This window comes from Spirillospora sp. CA-128828 (assembly GCF_050945415.1).
Classification (GTDB): domain Bacteria; phylum Actinomycetota; class Actinomycetes; order Streptosporangiales; family Streptosporangiaceae; genus Spirillospora.
The window spans coordinates 7,063,653-7,080,928 of record NZ_CP191986.1 but is presented as its reverse complement, the minus strand read 5'-3'; the positions used below and the strand labels follow the sequence as shown (position 1 = coordinate 7,080,928).

Genomic DNA, 17,276 nt, shown 5'->3' with positions numbered 1-17,276 from the left:
GCGTCAGGGACGGTACGCGGCGGCCCTGGCCGCCTCGACGTGAACCCGGGCGCGCTGCCAGGGATGCTGACGGGGGAGTCGGCGTCTACCGCGGTGGCCGCGGGGAACGAACGAGGCGAGCACCGCGGCCACCGCGACGATGATGAGCCCGACGAGGGCGCAGCGGGCGAGCTTGGGCAGCCCGCACCCGGCCTCCCCCGTGGCGAGATCCGGGACGTTCCCGGTGGAGCCGGCCAGCGCGGCTTTGTCGGCCATGTCGTTCGCTTTCTCTGGTCCCTTCGCTCATTCGGGCACAGTTTGTCACACCGCTTCCACCTGCCGCATGGTTGTGATCCTTTACCGCGCGCCGGTTTCGGGTCCGGGCGGCGGGTCGAGGAGGCCCGCGCGGTGGGCGAGGACGGCGGCCTGGACGCGGTTCGTGAGCGACAGCTTCGTCAGGATGCGGCTGACGTGGGTCTTCACGGTCGCCTCGCTCATGTGGAGGGCCGCGGCGATGTCGGTGTTCGACAGCCCGCCGCCGACGGCCACGAGGACCTCGCGTTCCTTGGCGGTGAGCGGCCGCAGTCTGGGCGCGGCGTCGGAACGTCCCGCCTCGGCGAAACGGCGGAGCAGGCGGCGGGTCACCTTGGGCGAGAGCATCGCGTCGCCGCGGGCCGCGCTGCGGACGGCGGTCAGCATCTCCTGCGCCGACGCGTCCTTCAGCAGGAAGCCGACCGCGCCGTGGTGCAACGCGGTGTGGACGTACTCGTCCAGATCGAACGTGGTCAGGACGACGACGCGGTGGGATCCGGCCAAGCGTTCGGTGGCGGTCAGGCCGTCCGCGCGGGGCATGCGGATGTCCATCAGGACGACGTCCGGACGATGTGCCGCGGCCTCCCGGACGGCCTCGTTCCCGTCGGACGCCTCGCCGACGACGGCGATGTCCGGCGCCGTCTCCATGATGGTGCGGAGCATCGCGCGCACCATCCACTCGTCGTCGACGATCAGGACGCGGATCACAGCGGGACCTCGGCGGTGACGGAGTAACCGCCGTCCGGGGTAGGGCCGGCGGTCAGCTCCCCGCCGAGCAGCCTGATGCGCTCGGCGATGCCGAGCAGGCCGTGGCCGCCGCTCGGCAGCCCGGGCACGGGGGCCCGGGCGCGGCCGTTGGTCACCGACAGGTGCAGGGCCTCGGGCGTCCGCCGGACGACGACGGCGCTCTCGGCGTCCCCGGCGTGCTTGTGGACGTTCGTCAGCGCCTCCTGCACGACCCGGTACACGGCGTGCTCGACGAGCGCGGGCGGGCGTGAACCCTGCTCGTCCACCAGCCGGAGGGTGACCCGCATGCCGGTCCGGCGGGAGTCCTCCACCAGGCCGGCCAGGTCGGCGAGCCCCGGCTGCGGGACGAGCGGCGGGTCGCCGTCGGTGCGGAGCACCTCCACCAGCGAGCGGAGTTCGGTCAGGGCCTCCCGCCCGATGGTGCCGATCCGCCTGCCGATCGCGACGGCGTCCCGGCCCTCGGACGCCTCCAGCGCCGTCGCGTGCAGCACCATCAGGGACACCCGGTGCGTGACGACGTCGTGCATGTCCTGCGCGATCTGGGCGCGCTCGTCGCTGCGGGCCCGCAGCACGCGTTCGTGCTGCTCCCGCTCGGCGCGTTCGGCCCGCTCCCGCATGCCCGCGATCAGCTCGCGGCGCGTTCCGGCGTAGAGGCCGAGCAGCGCCGGCGCGAGGCAGATCACGGCGGTGAGCGGCACGGCCGCGTCCGGCCCGCCGAGGCGCCAGATCCCGGCGCCGACCACCAGGGAGGCGACCGCCGTGGCGGCGGCCGTCGCGCGTCTCGACCGGGCGTGCTCCGCGAAGCGGTACTGCGCGACGATCACGGCGACGAACGCCCCGAGCGTCACCCACGCGGCCAGCGCCACCGCCACGAGCGTCCGGTGCCGCCGCGACCAGATCGCGGCCCCGGCCGCCAGGCCGAGCGGGATCGAGAACCAGAGCGGTGGATCCCACTGGAAGGAGACGATGCTCTGGTCGCCGATCGACCGCCCCGCCCCGAGATCGCCGGACGCGGTGCTCGCGGCGACGGCGAGCGCCAGGACCGCGTTCACCGCCGTCGCCCGGTTCATGAGCATCACGTTAACCGCGCTCCTTCTGGCGGTCATCCATAGAAAGTTGTACGCGGCATCCGGGACTTCGCCGATCCGAAAAGCGGGCATCGGCCGATGTGCCCGCCCCGTGCCCACGCCCACCGTGGATCGCATGTCCAGAAGTACCGCCCGGCCGGCACCGCCCCGGCCGTCCGAGGCCCTCCACGAAACCGTTCCGCCCGGTGGTGCGGTCAGGCCCGCCGCACAACTCGCCTTCAGCGTCTTCTCAGCCGTCGCGGCCGTGCTGCTGTGGATGCGCGACGAGACGTCCTACCCGGCCATCAAGACGTCCGCCATGTTCGGATACATCCTGGCCGCCGCACTGACAATCGCCGCCGCCCGGCTCGGAGCCCGGCGCACGCTGATCGTGTTCCATCTCCTGTTCGTCCCGGCACAGTTCGTCTTCAGCTTCGGCGGCGGCCCCGAACAACTGGGCGGCATGGTCTTCTGCACGGTGATCGTCGTCCGGATGCGCCCCCGCTTCCCGCGACTGAAGCGCCGCGCCCGCCGCGTCTGGCTGACGCTGCACGTCGGCATCAGCGTCGGCTGGCTCGGCCTCGCCCTGGCGATGACGACCCTCGCCGTCGCGGGCGCCACCGCCGAGGACCGTGCGGTGCGCCACGGCGCCTACGAGCTGATGCACGTCTTCGACCTGGCCATCGTGATCCCGAGCATGGTCATGGCGATCATCACCGGCCTGGTCGTGTCCCTGGGCACGCCCTGGGGAGTGATCAAGCACTGGTGGGTCCTGCTCAAACTCGTCATCGCCCTGGTCATCCCGGTCATGGCGATAGTCCAGAGCACCTGGATCAAGGAACTCCAGACCCGCACCGCCGATCCCGCCGCAGACCCCGGCGGCACCGGCCTCACCCTGATCCTCTGCATCCTCCTCTACACGGCCCTGCTCTGGACGGCCGTCATCCTCTCGGTCTTCAAGCCCGGCAAGAAGACCCGCTGGGCCAGAACCGGCCGGAAGCCCTGAAGAGGGCCTGCCGGACGCGGGATTCCCCCATGCGGGGGAGGAAGTTGGTGCCGGCGGGGGAGCAGACGGGGGGCCGGTGTGCGTGATCTTTGGGTTGCCCGGCCGGACTGCTTGCGGAAGAGACTGCGATGACCCTTGCGACCACACCATCGGCTCCGATCGCGCGACTGCGCGAAGGCTGGATCGCGGCGCACGCCCCGGTCGCCGGCGTGCCGCGCTGGGCGCGGATCGCCGCGCTGGCGATCCCGTTCACCGTGCTGCCCTCCGGGCTGTGGCGGATCGCGGCGTTCGCCCTGCACCTGCCGATCATCGACGACGGCCACTTCGCCGACGGCGGACGCGGCGACCTCCCGGGCTGGATGCCCATGGAGGCTTACGTGCTGCTGCTGTCGATCCTGTCGGAAGCGGTCGCCTTCACCGCCGTCGGCTTGATCGCCGCCTGGGGCGAGGTGTTCCCGCGCTGGATACCGGGGCTACGGGGCCGGCGTGTGCCGGTCAAGGCGGCCGTGATCCCGGCCCTCGCCGGCGCCACGATCCTGACCCTGATGTGGACGGTGTCCATAGTGAACTGCCTGGTCTTCCAGGAGACCATTCAGGGGCGTCCGTTGGCGGACAACTTCCCCATCCATTTCCGTGACTGGCGGGGTGTGCTCGGCGCCGTCGCATACCTGCCGCTGGTGGCATGGGGCCCGCTGCTGGCCGCCGTCACGTTCGCCTACCGCCGCCGCCGCGCCGGCGCGTCCTGACCGTCACCCTCGCCTAGGCGTACGGGTCAGATGAATCCAGGGCCAGTTCGCTCAGTTTTTCGAGGTCGCGGTCGGTGTAGGCGGCCGGGAGTTCGATCCCGAGCATCCGGAAGACGTCGCGGACCTCTTCCGCGGACGGGACGAGGCTCAGCTGCATGCTCTTGACCGACTGCAGCGGCAGCCGCTTGGCCTGCTGGAAGGTGACGTGCAGTTCCGACTCCCAGGACAGGTAGGCCGGCGTGCCACTGTTGATCACCATGGCGGGGAACTCCGGTCCCCGCTGGGTGAAGACGAGGCAGCTCGTCGACAGCTCGTAGCGCAGCAGCGAGTAGGCGGAGGACAGCCGGACGTCGATGTCGAGGAACTCGTAACGCTGCTGGTGCCAGCACGCCGCCAGGATCGTCGCGAACAGTTCGCGGCGGGTCTCGTCGACCGTCCACCCCTGTTCGGGACTGTCCTCGCTGATCGCCAGCCGCTGGTGCAGCCGGACGTACTCGCGGCACAGGTCGGGCTTCATGGGGTCGAGGATCTCCAGGCGGAACTCCAGCCTGCGTCGCCTCGGCCGTGCCGCGGACACGCATTCCGGCAGCGTGACTGCGCGGATGTAGGCGCCCGTCCCGCCCCGGAACATCCAGCGGTCGGTGTCGCGGCGTGCGTCGGTCAGGACTCGGTTGCACTCGGTTCCGCTGATGACGCGGACGTCCATCTGCTTCTGGAGTGCGTCCACCGACTTGAGGATCTCGATGCCGCGGGTGTCGCCGCGGGCGCGGTCGCGCAGCAGCACGATCGCGACGACGGCCAGGGTCGCCATGGTGGCGCTCTGCACGAGCTTGGTCGACGCGATCCCACCGATGTCCAGCGTCAGGATGACGACCGCGAGGGCGAATGCGACGGCGACGTCGACATAGGCCGTCAGCATCTTCCAGACACGCAGCATCCACCGCTCCTGTCGCCCGCGGCCACCCGGCCGCGACGATCCTAACCACCCCCGTCGGACCATCAGAACCCTTTGCGGTCAAGGGGTCGCGGCCTGCGTCGGCCACCGTCCCCGGCTCTGGGGCACAGGCGATGGGCGGGCGCGGTGCGGGGGGCTACTGGGGAGTACGGTGTGCGGGAGCCGGCGGTTGGAGGGTCCTGTGGCGTCGTTGGTCGAGATCGTGCCGTCCTCGGTGGTGGTACGGGTGTTGCGGGGTGTGTTCGCGTTGCCGGAGCCCGTCAAGCGGCTGATCGCCGGGAAGCCGGTGCGGAGGGACGGGCAGCGGCTGTCGGTGGACGCGCAGCTCCTGCTCACGATGATGCGGCTGGAGGGCGAGCAGCGGCTCGGCGCGGCCACCGTCGAGGAGGCGCGGCAGGGGCTGGCCAGGTCGGCGGTGTATCTGCCGAAGGTCCCGGCACGGCCGGTGGCGACGCGGAAGGTCGACGCGGGCGGGGTACCGGCCCGGCTCTACACGCCCAAGGGCCTCGCGGACGGGTCGCCGCTGCTCGTCTTCTACCACGGCGGCGGATGGGTCGTCGGCGACATCGACACGCATGACACGGTCTGCCGGTATCTGGCGGTGCACGCCGAGGTGCGGGTGCTGACGGTGGAGTACCGGCTCGCCCCGGAGCACCCGTATCCGGCCGCGCCGGACGACGCGCTCAAGGCGTACGAGTACGCCGTCGCGCATGCCGGGGAGCTGGGCGCCGATCCATCGGCCATCGCCGTCGGCGGGGACAGCGCGGGCGGCAATCTCGCGGCGGTCGTCGGGGTGCTGGCCGAGCGCAGGCCCGATTTCGCGCTGCTGTTCTATCCGGCGACCGACATGTCCGTCCGGCGGCGGTCGCGGGAGGTGTTCGGGGACGGGTTCTACCTGACCGATGAGGACATGGTCTGGTGCAGCGACCACTACTGCCCGGTGGAGCGGCGCGCCGAGGTGATGGCGTCGCCGCTGCTGGCGGAGGATCTGAGCGGGTTCCCGGCGACGTATCTCGTCACGGCGGGCTTCGATCCGCTGCGGGACGAGGGGGAGGCGTTCGCCAGGCGCCTGGAGGAGTCCGGGGTGCCGGTCGCGCTGCGGCGGCAGGAGGACCTCATCCACGGCTTCGCGAACACGTGGTCGCTGGGCGGGCGGTTCCGCGAGGCGATGTCGGAGGCGGCCGGGGCCCTGCGCACGGGATTGTACGCAGGGCCCCGCGACCGGTCCTAGAGGCCCGGTTGACCGATCGAATGTCGCCTCGGCCTGTCGATTGCATGTTCGAATTTGGTGACGTATTGTGCTCGTCGTGATGCAGGGGGTGGCCTCGTCGGTGGTGACGCTCTCGCCGGACGAGCGGGCCCGGATCGCCCAACGTGAGCGCAAACGGCGCGGGCGGCAGCGGGCTCTGGAGCGGTCCCGCCGTGCGTCCAACACCGCCCAGTACCGGCTGAGCCGACGCCAGCGCCGACGACAACGGCGCCGCCAGGCCGCCGGATTGGCGGCCAAGCAGGTGCAGGTGCCGGGTGGGCCGCGCATCGCCCGCGCCGACGGCAGACCCGTCCGCTCCCCACGCCGCGACGAGGTATCGACGACGTACCGGCGCCTCCGCGCCCGGCACGCCGCCACGTCCCGGCGGACCGCCCAGTCCCGCGCCGCCAAGGCCCGGCAGACGGCCGGGCAGATCGTCGCCGTTCATGGTGCGGATCTGGTGATCGAGGACTGCCGCATCACCGCCTGGTTCCGGCTGTGGGGGCGGGCCTGCGCCCGCTTCACCCCCGGCACCTTCATCGCCGCACTCGACCACGAATGCCGCGCCGCGGGCGGGCGGCTGCTGCGCGCCGCCACCCGCACCACCGCCCTGTCCCAGCACTGCCCGTGCGGGCGACGCGTCCCCAAAACCCTGGGTGTGCGCACCCACCACTGCCGGACCGAGGACGGCGGATGCGGCCTGACCGGTGACCGTGACCTGGTCGCCGCCGCCCCGGCCGCCTTCATTCGCTTCGACGACTTTGATGATCCGTCCACCGCACGGGTGGACTACCAGACCTCCCGCCGCGTGCTGCGTACCGGCGGGCCGGGGCTGCCTGGAGCCCTGTCCGAGTCAACCGCACCCATCCCCACCCCCGACACCGGCCCTTCTCGAGCCGATGCCGGGACGGGGAGCGCGGCAGCCACCCCCCGCACGCCCCGCCGGAAAGCCCGGCGCCGGGAACGGGGGGCGGCCTCTGCTCGGCGAACCCGGACCAGTACGGCGCCGACCCCGGATGAACCACCCCCACCCACCACGGGCGGGATGATGGTCACGCCGGACAGACACCAACACGAACCCGGCTGTTCAACAAACCCCCACCACAGGACTTGCTGAACAGGCCTTAGAGGGGCAGGCCCGTGAAGATCATGACCTTCTCCTCGGTGTAGTCGGCCATCGCCGACCGCAGTCCCTCCCGGCCCACGCCGGAGTCCTTCACGCCGCCGTACGGCATCTGGTCGGCGCGGTAGGACGGGACGTCGCCGATCACGACGCCGCCGACGTCGAGCTCGCGGTGCGCCCGGAACGCGATGTCGAGGTTCCGCGTGAACACGCCCGCCTGGAGGCCGAACTTGGAGTCGTTGACCAGGGCGAACGCCTCGTCCACACCGTCCACGGGCTGGACGAGCATGACCGGGCCGAAGACCTCCTCGCGGGAGACCTTCGCGGCGGCAGGGACGTCCGCCAGGACGGTCGGGGCGTACGCGGCGCCCTCGCGGGTGCCGCCGGTCAGGATCCGCGCGCCCGCGGCGACGGCCTCGTCCACCCAGGCCTCGACGCGTTCGGCGGCCTCCTGGCTGACGAGCGGGCCGACCTGCGTCTTGTCGTCCCACGGGTCGCCGGTGACGAGGGACGCCACCGTGTCGACGAGCTTCGGCACGAACTCCTCGTACACGGACCGGTCGACGAAGACGCGCTGGACGGCGATGCAGCTCTGCCCGGCCTGGTAGTTGGAGAACAGCCCGATTCGCTTGGCGGCCCAGTCGAGGTCGGCGTCCGGCAGGACGACCGCGGCGCCGTTCCCGCCGAGTTCGAGGGTGACGTGCTTGCGCGGCGCCTGGTCGTTGATCGCCCAGCCGACGGGGACGGACCCGGTGAACGACACGATCGGCAGCCGCGGGTCGTCCACCAGAGCGGGGGCGCGGTCGTTCGGCACCGGCAGGATCGAGAACATCCCGGCGGGCAGGTCAGTCTCGGCCAGCAGTTCGCCGAGCAGCAGCGCCGACAGCGGCGTGGCCGGGGCGGGCTTGAGCACGATCGGGGTGCCCGCCGCGATCGCCGGCGCGATCTTGTGCGCGGCGAGGTTCAGCGGGAAGTTGAACGGCGAGATGCCGAGCACCGGGCCCTTCGGCACGCGGGTGATGTAGGCCATCCGGCCCTCGGCGGCCGGGTCGGTGTCGAGCCGCTGCGTGGTGGCGCTGAAGCGGCGGGCCTCCTCGGCGGCGAACCGGAACGTGGAGATCGCGCGGGTCACTTCGCCGCGCGCCCACAGCAGCGGCTTGCCGTTCTCTCCGGTGATCAGCCGGGCGATCTCCTCGGCGCGTTCGGCGATCCGCGCGGACACGTGCGCGAGCGCCTCCGCCCGCACGTGCAGGGGCAGCGCGGCGGCGTCCCTGCGGAGGGCGTCCGCGGCCGCGATCGCCTCCTCCACCTGCGCGGGCGTCGGCACCGCCGCCGTCCCGACCACGCGGCCGTCGTAGGGATGCGTAACGGTCAGCTCACCGTCACCGGTCTCGGGCCGGCCGGCCAGCCAGAATGGGGTCACGTTCATACCTTCACGCTATCCCCGGCTCGCCCGATTGCGAGTCGCCACGATGTCCAATCCGCTCATCGTGGTTGGACGCGATGGCCAGCGCGATCCACAGTTCGGCGCGCACGGCCGGATCGTCCGGGTCGCGGTCCAGGAGTTCGGCGGCCTTGCGCATCCGTGATCGCAGCGTGTGCCGGTGGACGCCGAGCGCCCGTGCCGCCGCCTCCCCCTGCCCGTTGGCGGCGAGATACGCCCGGACGGTCTCGACCAGGCCCTCCTCACGAAGAGGGGCGAGCAGCGAGCCGGCGAAGGCATGGGCGAGGCCGGGCTCCAGCAGCCCGAGGACGCTCTGCCCCGGCAGGGCGGAGTAGTGCAGGACGTCCCGCCGCGCCCGGACGGCCGCCGCCAGCGCCTCTTCGGCCTGCCGCAGCGCCGTCCCGAGGTCGCCCGAGGCCGGGTCGCTGACACCGACCGTTCCGGTGGTGACCAGCAGCGGCTCGATCGTGCCGAGCGCCTCGTCCGGGACGATCACAGCGCTGTGCTCCTCCAGCGGGAGCGCCATGCAGCGGGCCCCGGCAGGGTCGGACTCCAGTACGTCCAGCACGGCGGCCCCGCCCGCGCAGGCCACCACCCGGACCGGTCCGCCCGGCACCAGCGGCGCATTCGCGGGACGGCCGAGCAGCAGCGCCGCGAGTGATGCGCGCAGCTCACGATCCGTCCGCGGTGTCTCGGACTGCAACGTCAGGAGCGCGACGGCCGACCCCACGATCGTGTGTGCGGCGGGGGGGAGCGGCGCGTCCGTCCCCACGGCGAGGAACCCTCGCGGCCGTCCGCTCAGCCCGATCCGCTGTACCACGATGTGGTCGTCGGGGACCGCCAGCGCCACGCTCGCCGCAGGGCTCCCCCTCGCGGGCCGCCGCCGCAGCCGGGCCAGCTCCGGCTCCAAGGCCGCGGCGCGGCCGCGGGCGCCGGCGGGTTCGGCGTGCTGGACGTCCCCGGAGGCGTCCAGCAGCAGCGCCCATCCGCCGAGCAGCCGGGCGAGCCGGGTCACCAGCGCACCCGGCCCGGTCAGCGCGGCGCGGGTCAGCTCCCGCTGCGCCTGGAACGCCCGCGTCACGTCCTCGTACCACTCGGCGGCGAGCATCCGCGAGACGGCCTTGCCGATGGCGATGAACGGGGTGGGGCGCGGCACCTCCAGCAGCACGAGCCCCTGGTCGCGGGCCGCCGCGAGCAGCTCCGGCGGGACGTCGTCGTGAATGACCCCGACCGCGAACCCGAGCCCGGTGACACCCCGTCCGACCAGCCGGGCCACGTAGCCGGCGGCGCTCGCGGGGGTCAGCCGCATGCCGGTGGTCAGCACCAGTTCGCCGCCCTCCAGGAAGGGCGTCGGGTCCTCCAGTTCGCTGACCGCGACCCACACGACCGGCGTGTCCGGGAGTGGCCCGGTGAGCGATTTCAGGCCGAGCTGGGGGAGGGCGGCCACGGCGGCCAACGTGGGCGGCATCGGCAATCCCTGTGCAAAGTGTCCATCTCGCCGGACGGATTTCGCCGTCCCGTACTGTTCATCGTAGGCGGCGCCCGGCTTATGTTCAGCTCATGACCAGCCAGGACCCTGCCCAGACGGCGAGCGGCGGCCGACTGCCCCAGGAACGCCGTGTCGTGACCGAGATCCCCGGCCCGCGCTCCCGGGACCTGCACAAGCGCCGCGTCGCGGCGGTGCCGCCGGGTGTCGGCAGCGTCCTGCCGGTGTACGTGACGGGCGCCGACGGCGGTGTGGTCGTCGACGCCGACGGCAACTCGCTGATCGACTTCGGCTCCGGCATCGCGGTCACCAACGTCGGCAACGCCAACCCGCGGGTCGCCGCCCGCGTCAAGGCGCAGGCCGACCGGTTCACCCACACCTGCTTCATGGTCGCGCCCTACGAGTCGTACGTCGCGGTGTGCGAGAACCTCAACCGGATCACGCCCGGCGACCACGAGAAGCGGTCGTTCCTGGTCAACAGCGGCGCCGAGGCGGTGGAGAACGCCGTCAAGATCGCCCGGTACGCGACCGGCCGGCAGGCGGTCGTGGTGTTCGACCACGGCTACCACGGCCGGACGCTGCTGACGATGACGCTGACCGCGAAGAACATGCCGTACAAGAACGGGTTCGGCCCGTTCGCGCCAGAGGTGTACCGGATGCCGCTGGCGTACCCGTTCCGCTGGCCGACCGGCCCGGAGAACTGCGGGCCGGAGGCGGCGGCGCAGGCCATCGACCAGATCACCAAGCAGATCGGCGCGACGAACGTGGCGGCGCTGCTGATCGAGCCGATCCAGGGCGAGGGCGGGTTCATCGACCCCGCGCCCGGATTCCTGCCCGCGCTCGCCGAGTTCGCCCGCGCCAACGGCATCCTGTTCATCGCCGACGAGGTGCAGACCGGCTTCGCCCGGACGGGCGACCTGTTCGCCTGCGAGCACGAGGGGATCGTCCCGGACATCGTGGCGACCGCGAAGGGCATCGCCGGCGGGCTGCCGCTGGCCGCCGTCACCGGCCGCGCCGACATCATGGACAAGGTGCACGGCGGCGGGCTCGGCGGCACCTACGGCGGCAACCCGCTCGCCTGCGAGGCGGCGCTCGCCGTGCTGGAGGAGATCGAGGACGGCAAGCTCACCGAGCGCGCCCGCCGCATCGGCGAGATCATGCTGCCCCGGCTGCGGGACCTCGCCGGACGGCACCCCGCGATCGGGGACGTGCGCGGACGCGGCGCGATGATCGCGATCGAGCTGGTGCGGGAGGGAACGAAGGAGCCCGACTCGGAGCTGACCGCGCGGATCGCGCGCCGCTGCCACGAGAACGGCCTGCTCGTCCTGACGACCGGGACGTACGGGAACGTCTTGCGCTTCCTGCCGCCGCTCGTCATCCCGGAGGAACTGCTGACCGAGGGACTGGACGTCCTGGAGGCGGCCTTCGCGGGCTGACCCGCGGACCGCAGGACGTTGGCGCGGCCGCTTCCAGGTCAGGCCGCGCCGAGGTTCTCCTCGTACAGTCCGGCGAGGATGTCGTAGGAGCGGAGCCGGTCGGCGTGGTCGTAGACCTGGGTGGTCACCATGACCTCGTCGACCCCGGTCCGCTCGATCAGCGCGTCCAGTTGCTTGCGCACGCCGTCCGGCCCGCCCACCACCTGGTCGGCCAGCCGGGCGTCGATCATCTGCCTTTCCAGCGGCGTGTACGGGTGGGACGCGGCCTCCTCCGGCGTCGGCAGCAGCCCCGGACGGCCCTGCCGCAGCCTGAGGAACGCCAGCGCCTGCGGGGCCGCCAGCTCGCGCGCCTCTTCGTCGGTGCTGGCGGCCGTCACCGACACTCCGATCATCGAGTACGGCTCGTCCAGCGCGCCCGGACGGAACGACTCCCGGTACAGCGTCAGGGCGGGGACGGTGTTCTCGGCGCTGAAGTGGTGCGCGAACGCGAACGGCAGGCCGAGCAGACCGGCGAGCCGCGCACTGTACCCGCTGGATCCGAGCAGCCAGACCGGCGGCTCGTTCCCGGCCGCAGGCGTCACCTTGCTGTCCGCGCCGAAGTAGCCGCGCAGCTCGATGACCTGCTCGGGGAAGTCGTCCACCGACAGCGCCTCCGGGGAGCGCCGCAGCGCCAGCGCGGTCGCCTGGTCGGTGCCGGGCGCGCGGCCGAGGCCGAGGTCGATGCGTCCGGGATACAGCGCCTCCAGCGTCCCGAACTGCTCGGCGACCACCATCGGCGCGTGGTTGGGCAGCATGACCCCGCCCGACCCGACCCGCATCCGGGACGTCGCCGCCGCGACCTGACCGATCAGCACGGCCGTCGCCGAGCTGGCGATGCCGGGCATCGCGTGGTGCTCGGCGAGCCAGTACCGGTGGTAGCCGAGCCGCTCGGTGTGCCGGGCCAGGTCGAGGGTGTTGCGCAGGGCCTGGCCGGACGTGGAACCGGCGACGACGGGGGCCAGGTCGAGGACGGAGAAGCGCATGCTCATGACGAGGCCAACCCGCCGGGCGTCCGTCCTCTTCCCGCTAGCCCATCTTCCCGCTAGCCCATCGTCGCGCCGAGGACGCCGGCCACGGCGCCCGCGACGATGACGGGGACGGTGATGCTGAGCCACGACCAGATCACCAGTGCGCGGGCCCGCGAGGGGTTCTCCGCGAACACGGTCTCGGCCCTGGTGTACAGGAGCGCGGCGACCACGACGAGCGGCAGGAAGACGAAGGTCGTGATGAGGCCGAGAATGAAGGCGAGGACCTGCCCGAACAGCGTGTACGTGCCGTCCGGGCCGATGCCGAACGCCGGACGGGGGGCCGCGACGGGGGCGGCGACGGCTTCGGTCATGAGAGCGCACCGATCACTAGAAATGTGACCCGGATCATACGCTTCGTGATCGTCTGAAGCGAGGGGCCGGCCGCCCTTTTCTGGACGGCCGGCCCAATAGGGAGCTCAGCGCAGGTTCAGGCCCAGCAGGACCGGGTCGTGGTCGGACGAGCGGAACGCGTCCGGCCGGTAGAACCGCGGCGGGTTGTACTCGGTGTTGTAGTCGAGGAACACGGGCTCGTCGCTGTTGATGTGCCAGATCGTCGCGCCCGTCACGCGCCGCGACAGCCCCTTCCCGGCGAGCGCGTGGTCCAGTTCGCCCGACTGCCCGTCGAACACGTAGCTGTACCGCCGATCCGGGCGGACGAACCGCTGCGTCTGCCCGACGAGGCCGGCGCCGGTGAGCTCCTTCACCGGGTCCTCGGCCGTGTAGGCGTTGAGGTCGCCGACCACGAGCGGGTTCCGCACGCCGGCCGCGATCGCGCCGATCGCCTTGGCCTGGGCGACGCGGCGGGCGTTGTAGCAGCTCTGTCCGTCGCCCTGGTCCTGGTCGGGGCCGGTGGCGCCGCCGCAGCCCTTCGACTTGAAGTGGTTGACGACCATGGTGAACTCCGTTCCGCCCCGCCGCGGCCGGAACGCCTGCACCAGCGGCGGGCGGTCGAAGATCGGGTCCTGCGACGAACGGGCCGCACCCGCCGGCGTGACCTTCGCCGGCTTGTAGATGAGCGCGACGTGGATCTCGTCCGTCCCCGGGTACGGGTGCCTCACCCACGTGTACGTCCCGGCGCCGACGGCCTGGTTCAGCCGGTCGACCAGGGCCTTGACGGCGGTGTCGCCGTTGTTCTCGACCTCCATCAGGCCGACGACGTCGGCGTTGAGGCCCTTGAGCGCGGCGGTCAGCTTGGTGAGCTGCCGCTCCTGCTCCTCGGCCGTGTTCGCGCCGCGCTTGTTCAGCGTCGTGAACCAGTTGAGCGTGTTGAAGCTCGCGACGCGGACGTCGCCGCCGACGTGCTCAGGCCGCTCCGGCGCCGGGTTCTCGTTCGCGAAGTGCGCCGGCTTCGTCGGCTGGAGTGCGTAGCCGCCGAACTGATAGGTGAGCACGCCGGTCAGGCCCGTCGTGCTGTCACCGCTCCGCAGCACACGAGGGTCGGTGTACGGGATCGTCTCCGGGTTCTGGACGTTGGACCCGTCATCGACGAGAAGCTTCCGCGCGTCGTTCCGCGCCTGGGTGGAGCCGTGCCCGTCGGTCGGCTGGAAGAGGCGGCCGCCCGCGGAGACGGTCACCTGTCCGTACCGTCCGAGCTGGTAGGTCTCGGTGGCGGTGAGCCGCTGCCCGAACCGCAGCAGCATGCCCTCGTAGCGCTCCAGGGTCGCGCCGCCCTTGAGCGGCAGGCGGACGGCGGCCGGCGCGATCCGTCCCGTGCCGCACACGTCGACGGCCGACACGGGCGACAGTTCGGTGAGCCCGTTGTACTCGACGGCCTTGCCCGCCACGAGGACGCGGTCGCCGATCGCGACCTCCTTCGTGGAGTAGACGAAGAGCCCGTCGGACGTGCCCGGGTCGGCGTCCGGGGTCGGGTCCTGGACGAAGAATCCCTTGAGCTGGTCCGACCGCTGGAAGTCCGCGGTGACGACGCCCTCGACCCGGACGGTCTGCCCGTTCAGAGGGCTCGCGTTCCCGCTGCCCTGGACCTCTGCGATCTGGTGGTCGGCGGGAGTGCCGCAGGTGGGCGGCTCCGCCGCCGCGGCCTGCTGCACGCCGGCGGCGAGGCCGGCGGTCAGGACGGTCGCGACTGCTGCTGCTGTTCGGCGCATGGCGGGAGAGTAGGGGCGGGCCTCGGCGAACCGGCGACCCGTTAATGAAGACTCCACCAATTTGCAATGGATTGTCGCAATCGAGAGGGTCGCTTGACTCTGGCATTGCGAACCGGCCTGCGAAACGGCGTCGGGGTGCGCCTCGATTACCGGCGGAGAACACCCGTACGAGAAGGAGCGCCGTGACCGAGGCGTCGGCCGGATCCGGATATGCCCGCACCCGCGACATCGTCGCCGTGTTCGCCGTCCTGCTGGTGATGACGGCCGTGCTGGTGGTCGTGCTCGTGCAGGTGTGGCCCGCCGAGCCGCGGGTCGCTCCCGACGGGCACACCGAGGTCACGCCCGCCGCAAAGACCGTCCACCTTCCGTGGTGGTCGCCGTCCATGTCGCGGGAGACGAGCCTGTTCGTGATCGTCATGGCCGCCGGCGCGCTCGGCGGCATCGCGCACGTCCTGCGGTCGTTCTACTGGTACGTCGGGAACCGGGCGCTGCGCCGGAGCTGGCTGCTGATGTACATGCTGCTCCCGTTCGTCGGCGCCCTCTTCGGCCTGATCGTCTACCTCGTCGTGCGCGGCGGCCTGACCTCGCCGGCGGGCGGCGCGTCCGACGTCAACCCATACGGGATCGCGGCCATCGCGGCCCTCGTCGGCCAGTTCTCCCGCGAGACCGCCGAGAAGTTCCGCAGCGTCTTCGCAACCCTGCTCGCGCCCGCGCCACGGGGCCGCGACCACGCCCTGGCACCGAGGATCACCGCGATCGAGCCCGTGAGCGGCCCGCCCGGCACGATGGTCACGATCACGGGCACCGGTCTGGAGTCCACGACGAGCGTCCGGTTCGGCACGGTGCGATCCCCGGCGACGGACGCGACGGACACGCTCGTCCGGACGACCGTCCCGGCCGGCGCCGGCACAGGGCCGCTCACCGTGAACACCCCGGCCGGCGCGGTCACCGGCCCGGAGCCGTTCACGGTGGAATGACCTACTTGGCGTCCTGCCAGTGCTCGTGCCAGACCTCGTAGGCCGCGCCCGGGAACACGCGCGGCAGCTCCGAGGTGGCGAGCCGGCCGAGTTCGCCGCCCGTCCGGGCGACGCCGAACTGCCGGTCCATCTCGTACGCGGCGCGGTGCAGGCTCTTCGGGCCCGCGACGAGGCACGTGTACCGGGCGCCGGGCAGGTCGCCGTCCGGGACGGCGGCGCCGACCGCGAGGCTGTTGGACACCGCCACCCAGCCGCCGAGGCCCGCGACCTGGCGCTCGGCGCCCTGCTCCTCCCAGCGGTGCTCCAGGATCGGCTTGGAGAAGATCGGGACGAGCAGATGCGAGACGCCGCACGACCGCAGCTCCCGCTCCCAGCCGATCGACCGGCCGAGGTCCTCGCAGATCAGCACCGCGAGGCGGCCGAGGGACGAGTCGAGCACGCTGATCCGCGTGCCGGGCCGCGCGTACTCGACGGCCGTGCCCGATGCCGGCGCGTCGGGCAGCCGCCAGAGCCGCATCTGCGCGGCGTCCAGCGTGAAACCGGACAGCTTGTCCTGGACGAGGAGCTCCTGCCCCGTCCAGCGGTCCAGCAGGACGGCCCGGTTCGGCGGCGGGTCGGCGTCCCCGAGCGGGCCGCTGCCGAGCATGATGAACCGCAGCGGCCGGCGGTCGCGGTCGCGTGCGGCGGTGTCGAACGCGACCTCCTTCCAGTGCTCCAGCAGCGCGTCCGTCAGCGACGCCTCCGGCATCACGGCGAGCTGCGCGCCGGACTCGTCCAGCCGCCGGACGATCGCCTTGATCCGGCTGCGGATGCCCGAGGAGTCCATGGGGCGCAGCCGGTAGACGGTCATGCCGTGCCGCTCGCCGAACTCGATCTCGATGTCGTCGTAGGTCTCCAGGACCGGCGCGCAGCCGAGGGCCACGGGCTCGTCCCGGCTGAAGTGCGGATCGTTCACGGTCGGCAGGATCCGGTGGTCGATCCGGTCCCACTCCGCCTGCGGGACGCGGTGCACGCCGAAGAACTCCGCTTTCGTCCGCAGGCCGCGCGGGCGGCCCGGGAACGCGCAGCGGGGCAGCAGCGCGCCCGTCGTCCCGGGCCCGTTGAGCTTCCCCTCGGTCAGGTAGGTGACGAGAACCCCGGCCAGCGCCGGCGCGTCGTGGAAGGGGGCGTACGGGCTGGCGTGGGCCAGCGCGACGTCCAGCCCCAGCAGGATCGTGAACCGCCCGAGGTCCCCGTGCTCCGCGACGATCTCCGCGGTCACGGCGGGATCGAGGACGCCGTGCTCCAGCACGGTCTCGGCGATCTCGTTCGCCTCCCGCCGCACCCGCTCGCGCCGGTGCCAGCGGGTCGCCGTCCAGCCCTGGAAGACGTCGTCCGCGATCGTGTCGTAGAGGTGGACGAAGAGATCAGCAGGCTCGGCCGGGTACACGGCGGTGGCCGACTGATCCGTCATAAGCGCCCCCGGGGGGATTGACACGCGCGGTTACAGGTGGTGGATCGATGCTAACTCTCACGGGCACCCGTTTCCGTGTCGTCCGCAACAGTGCCAGGGGCTTCGGGGCGCATCACTTGACATT

At 72.1% G+C, this 17,276-nt stretch carries 16 protein-coding genes; 6 read left to right on the top strand and 10 right to left on the bottom strand.

Going from position 1 to position 17,276, the window contains the following annotated elements; genetic code table 11:
• Positions 1-3: 3 nt before the first annotated feature.
• From ACQPXG_RS34075 to ACQPXG_RS34065, 3 genes are all read right to left on the bottom strand, one after another.
• Positions 4-255 (bottom strand): hypothetical protein, encoded by a 252-nt coding sequence (locus tag ACQPXG_RS34075; RefSeq protein WP_433463241.1) that lies wholly within the window; start codon positions 253-255, stop codon positions 4-6.
• A gap of 81 nt (positions 256-336) precedes the next feature.
• Positions 337-999, bottom strand: a complete 663-nt coding sequence (locus ACQPXG_RS34070) for a response regulator (protein ID WP_433463240.1) — start codon at positions 997-999, stop codon at positions 337-339.
• Positions 996-2,108: a sensor histidine kinase gene (locus ACQPXG_RS34065; protein WP_433463239.1), complete on the bottom strand. Its 1,113-nt coding sequence runs from the start codon at positions 2,106-2,108 to the stop codon at positions 996-998. The genes ACQPXG_RS34070 and ACQPXG_RS34065 overlap by 4 nt, the downstream gene beginning before the upstream one ends.
• A gap of 133 nt (positions 2,109-2,241) precedes the next feature.
• On the opposite strand from ACQPXG_RS34065, the gene ACQPXG_RS34060 reads away from it, so the two are divergent.
• Together ACQPXG_RS34060 and ACQPXG_RS34055 are read left to right on the top strand one after the other, a co-directional pair.
• Entirely contained in the window at positions 2,242-3,111 is an 870-nt protein-coding gene (locus tag ACQPXG_RS34060) for a hypothetical protein (RefSeq protein ID WP_433463238.1), read from the top strand.
• A gap of 128 nt (positions 3,112-3,239) precedes the next feature.
• Positions 3,240-3,857: a hypothetical protein gene (locus ACQPXG_RS34055; RefSeq protein WP_433463237.1), complete on the top strand. Its 618-nt coding sequence runs from the start codon at positions 3,240-3,242 to the stop codon at positions 3,855-3,857.
• Between the two features lie 13 nt (positions 3,858-3,870).
• Here the strand turns inward: ACQPXG_RS34055 and ACQPXG_RS34050 are convergent, their stop codons facing one another.
• The gene (locus ACQPXG_RS34050; RefSeq protein ID WP_433463236.1) at positions 3,871-4,794 is read right to left on the bottom strand and encodes a hypothetical protein; all 924 of its coding nucleotides are present in this window, start codon (positions 4,792-4,794) and stop codon (positions 3,871-3,873) included.
• A gap of 199 nt (positions 4,795-4,993) precedes the next feature.
• On the opposite strand from ACQPXG_RS34050, the gene ACQPXG_RS34045 reads away from it, so the two are divergent.
• Both ACQPXG_RS34045 and ACQPXG_RS34040 read left to right on the top strand, forming a co-directional pair.
• Positions 4,994-6,043 carry an alpha/beta hydrolase gene (locus ACQPXG_RS34045; RefSeq protein WP_433463235.1) on the top strand — a complete coding sequence of 350 codons (1,050 nt, stop codon included), beginning with the start codon at positions 4,994-4,996 and terminating at the stop codon, positions 6,041-6,043.
• Between the two features lie 76 nt (positions 6,044-6,119).
• Positions 6,120-7,178 (top strand): hypothetical protein, encoded by a 1,059-nt coding sequence (locus tag ACQPXG_RS34040; RefSeq protein WP_433463234.1) that lies wholly within the window; start codon positions 6,120-6,122, stop codon positions 7,176-7,178.
• A gap of 7 nt (positions 7,179-7,185) precedes the next feature.
• Here the strand turns inward: ACQPXG_RS34040 and ACQPXG_RS34035 are convergent, their stop codons facing one another.
• A complete protein-coding gene (locus tag ACQPXG_RS34035) occupies positions 7,186-8,613 on the bottom strand; it encodes an aldehyde dehydrogenase family protein (protein ID WP_433463233.1) in 1,428 nt (475 codons plus the stop codon).
• Between the two features lie 4 nt (positions 8,614-8,617).
• On the bottom strand, positions 8,618-10,096 hold the full coding sequence (locus ACQPXG_RS34030) for a PucR family transcriptional regulator (RefSeq protein WP_433463232.1): 1,479 nt from the start codon (positions 10,094-10,096) through the stop codon (positions 8,618-8,620).
• A gap of 92 nt (positions 10,097-10,188) precedes the next feature.
• Between ACQPXG_RS34030 and gabT the strand changes: the two genes are divergently transcribed.
• Positions 10,189-11,550, top strand: a complete 1,362-nt coding sequence (gene gabT / locus ACQPXG_RS34025) for a 4-aminobutyrate--2-oxoglutarate transaminase (RefSeq protein ID WP_433463231.1) — start codon at positions 10,189-10,191, stop codon at positions 11,548-11,550.
• Positions 11,551-11,588: 38 nt separating this feature from the next.
• On the opposite strand, the gene ACQPXG_RS34020 is transcribed toward gabT, so the two are convergent.
• The 3 genes from ACQPXG_RS34020 to ACQPXG_RS34010 form a co-directional block, all read right to left on the bottom strand.
• Complete coding sequence (locus ACQPXG_RS34020) at positions 11,589-12,578, bottom strand: LLM class flavin-dependent oxidoreductase (RefSeq protein WP_433463230.1); 990 nt, start codon at positions 12,576-12,578, stop codon at positions 11,589-11,591.
• A gap of 53 nt (positions 12,579-12,631) precedes the next feature.
• Positions 12,632-12,928, bottom strand: a complete 297-nt coding sequence (locus tag ACQPXG_RS34015; protein ID WP_433463229.1) for a hypothetical protein — start codon at positions 12,926-12,928, stop codon at positions 12,632-12,634.
• A 105-nt stretch (positions 12,929-13,033) separates the two neighbouring features.
• Positions 13,034-14,722 (bottom strand): ExeM/NucH family extracellular endonuclease, encoded by a 1,689-nt coding sequence (locus ACQPXG_RS34010; protein WP_433463228.1) that lies wholly within the window; start codon positions 14,720-14,722, stop codon positions 13,034-13,036.
• A 182-nt stretch (positions 14,723-14,904) separates the two neighbouring features.
• Between ACQPXG_RS34010 and ACQPXG_RS34005 the strand changes: the two genes are divergently transcribed.
• On the top strand, positions 14,905-15,699 hold the full coding sequence (locus ACQPXG_RS34005; protein WP_433463227.1) for an IPT/TIG domain-containing protein: 795 nt from the start codon (positions 14,905-14,907) through the stop codon (positions 15,697-15,699).
• Between the two features lies 1 nt (position 15,700).
• Here the strand turns inward: ACQPXG_RS34005 and ACQPXG_RS34000 are convergent, their stop codons facing one another.
• The gene (locus ACQPXG_RS34000) at positions 15,701-17,152 is read right to left on the bottom strand and encodes a hypothetical protein (protein ID WP_433463226.1); all 1,452 of its coding nucleotides are present in this window, start codon (positions 17,150-17,152) and stop codon (positions 15,701-15,703) included.
• Positions 17,153-17,276: the final 124 nt, after the last annotated feature.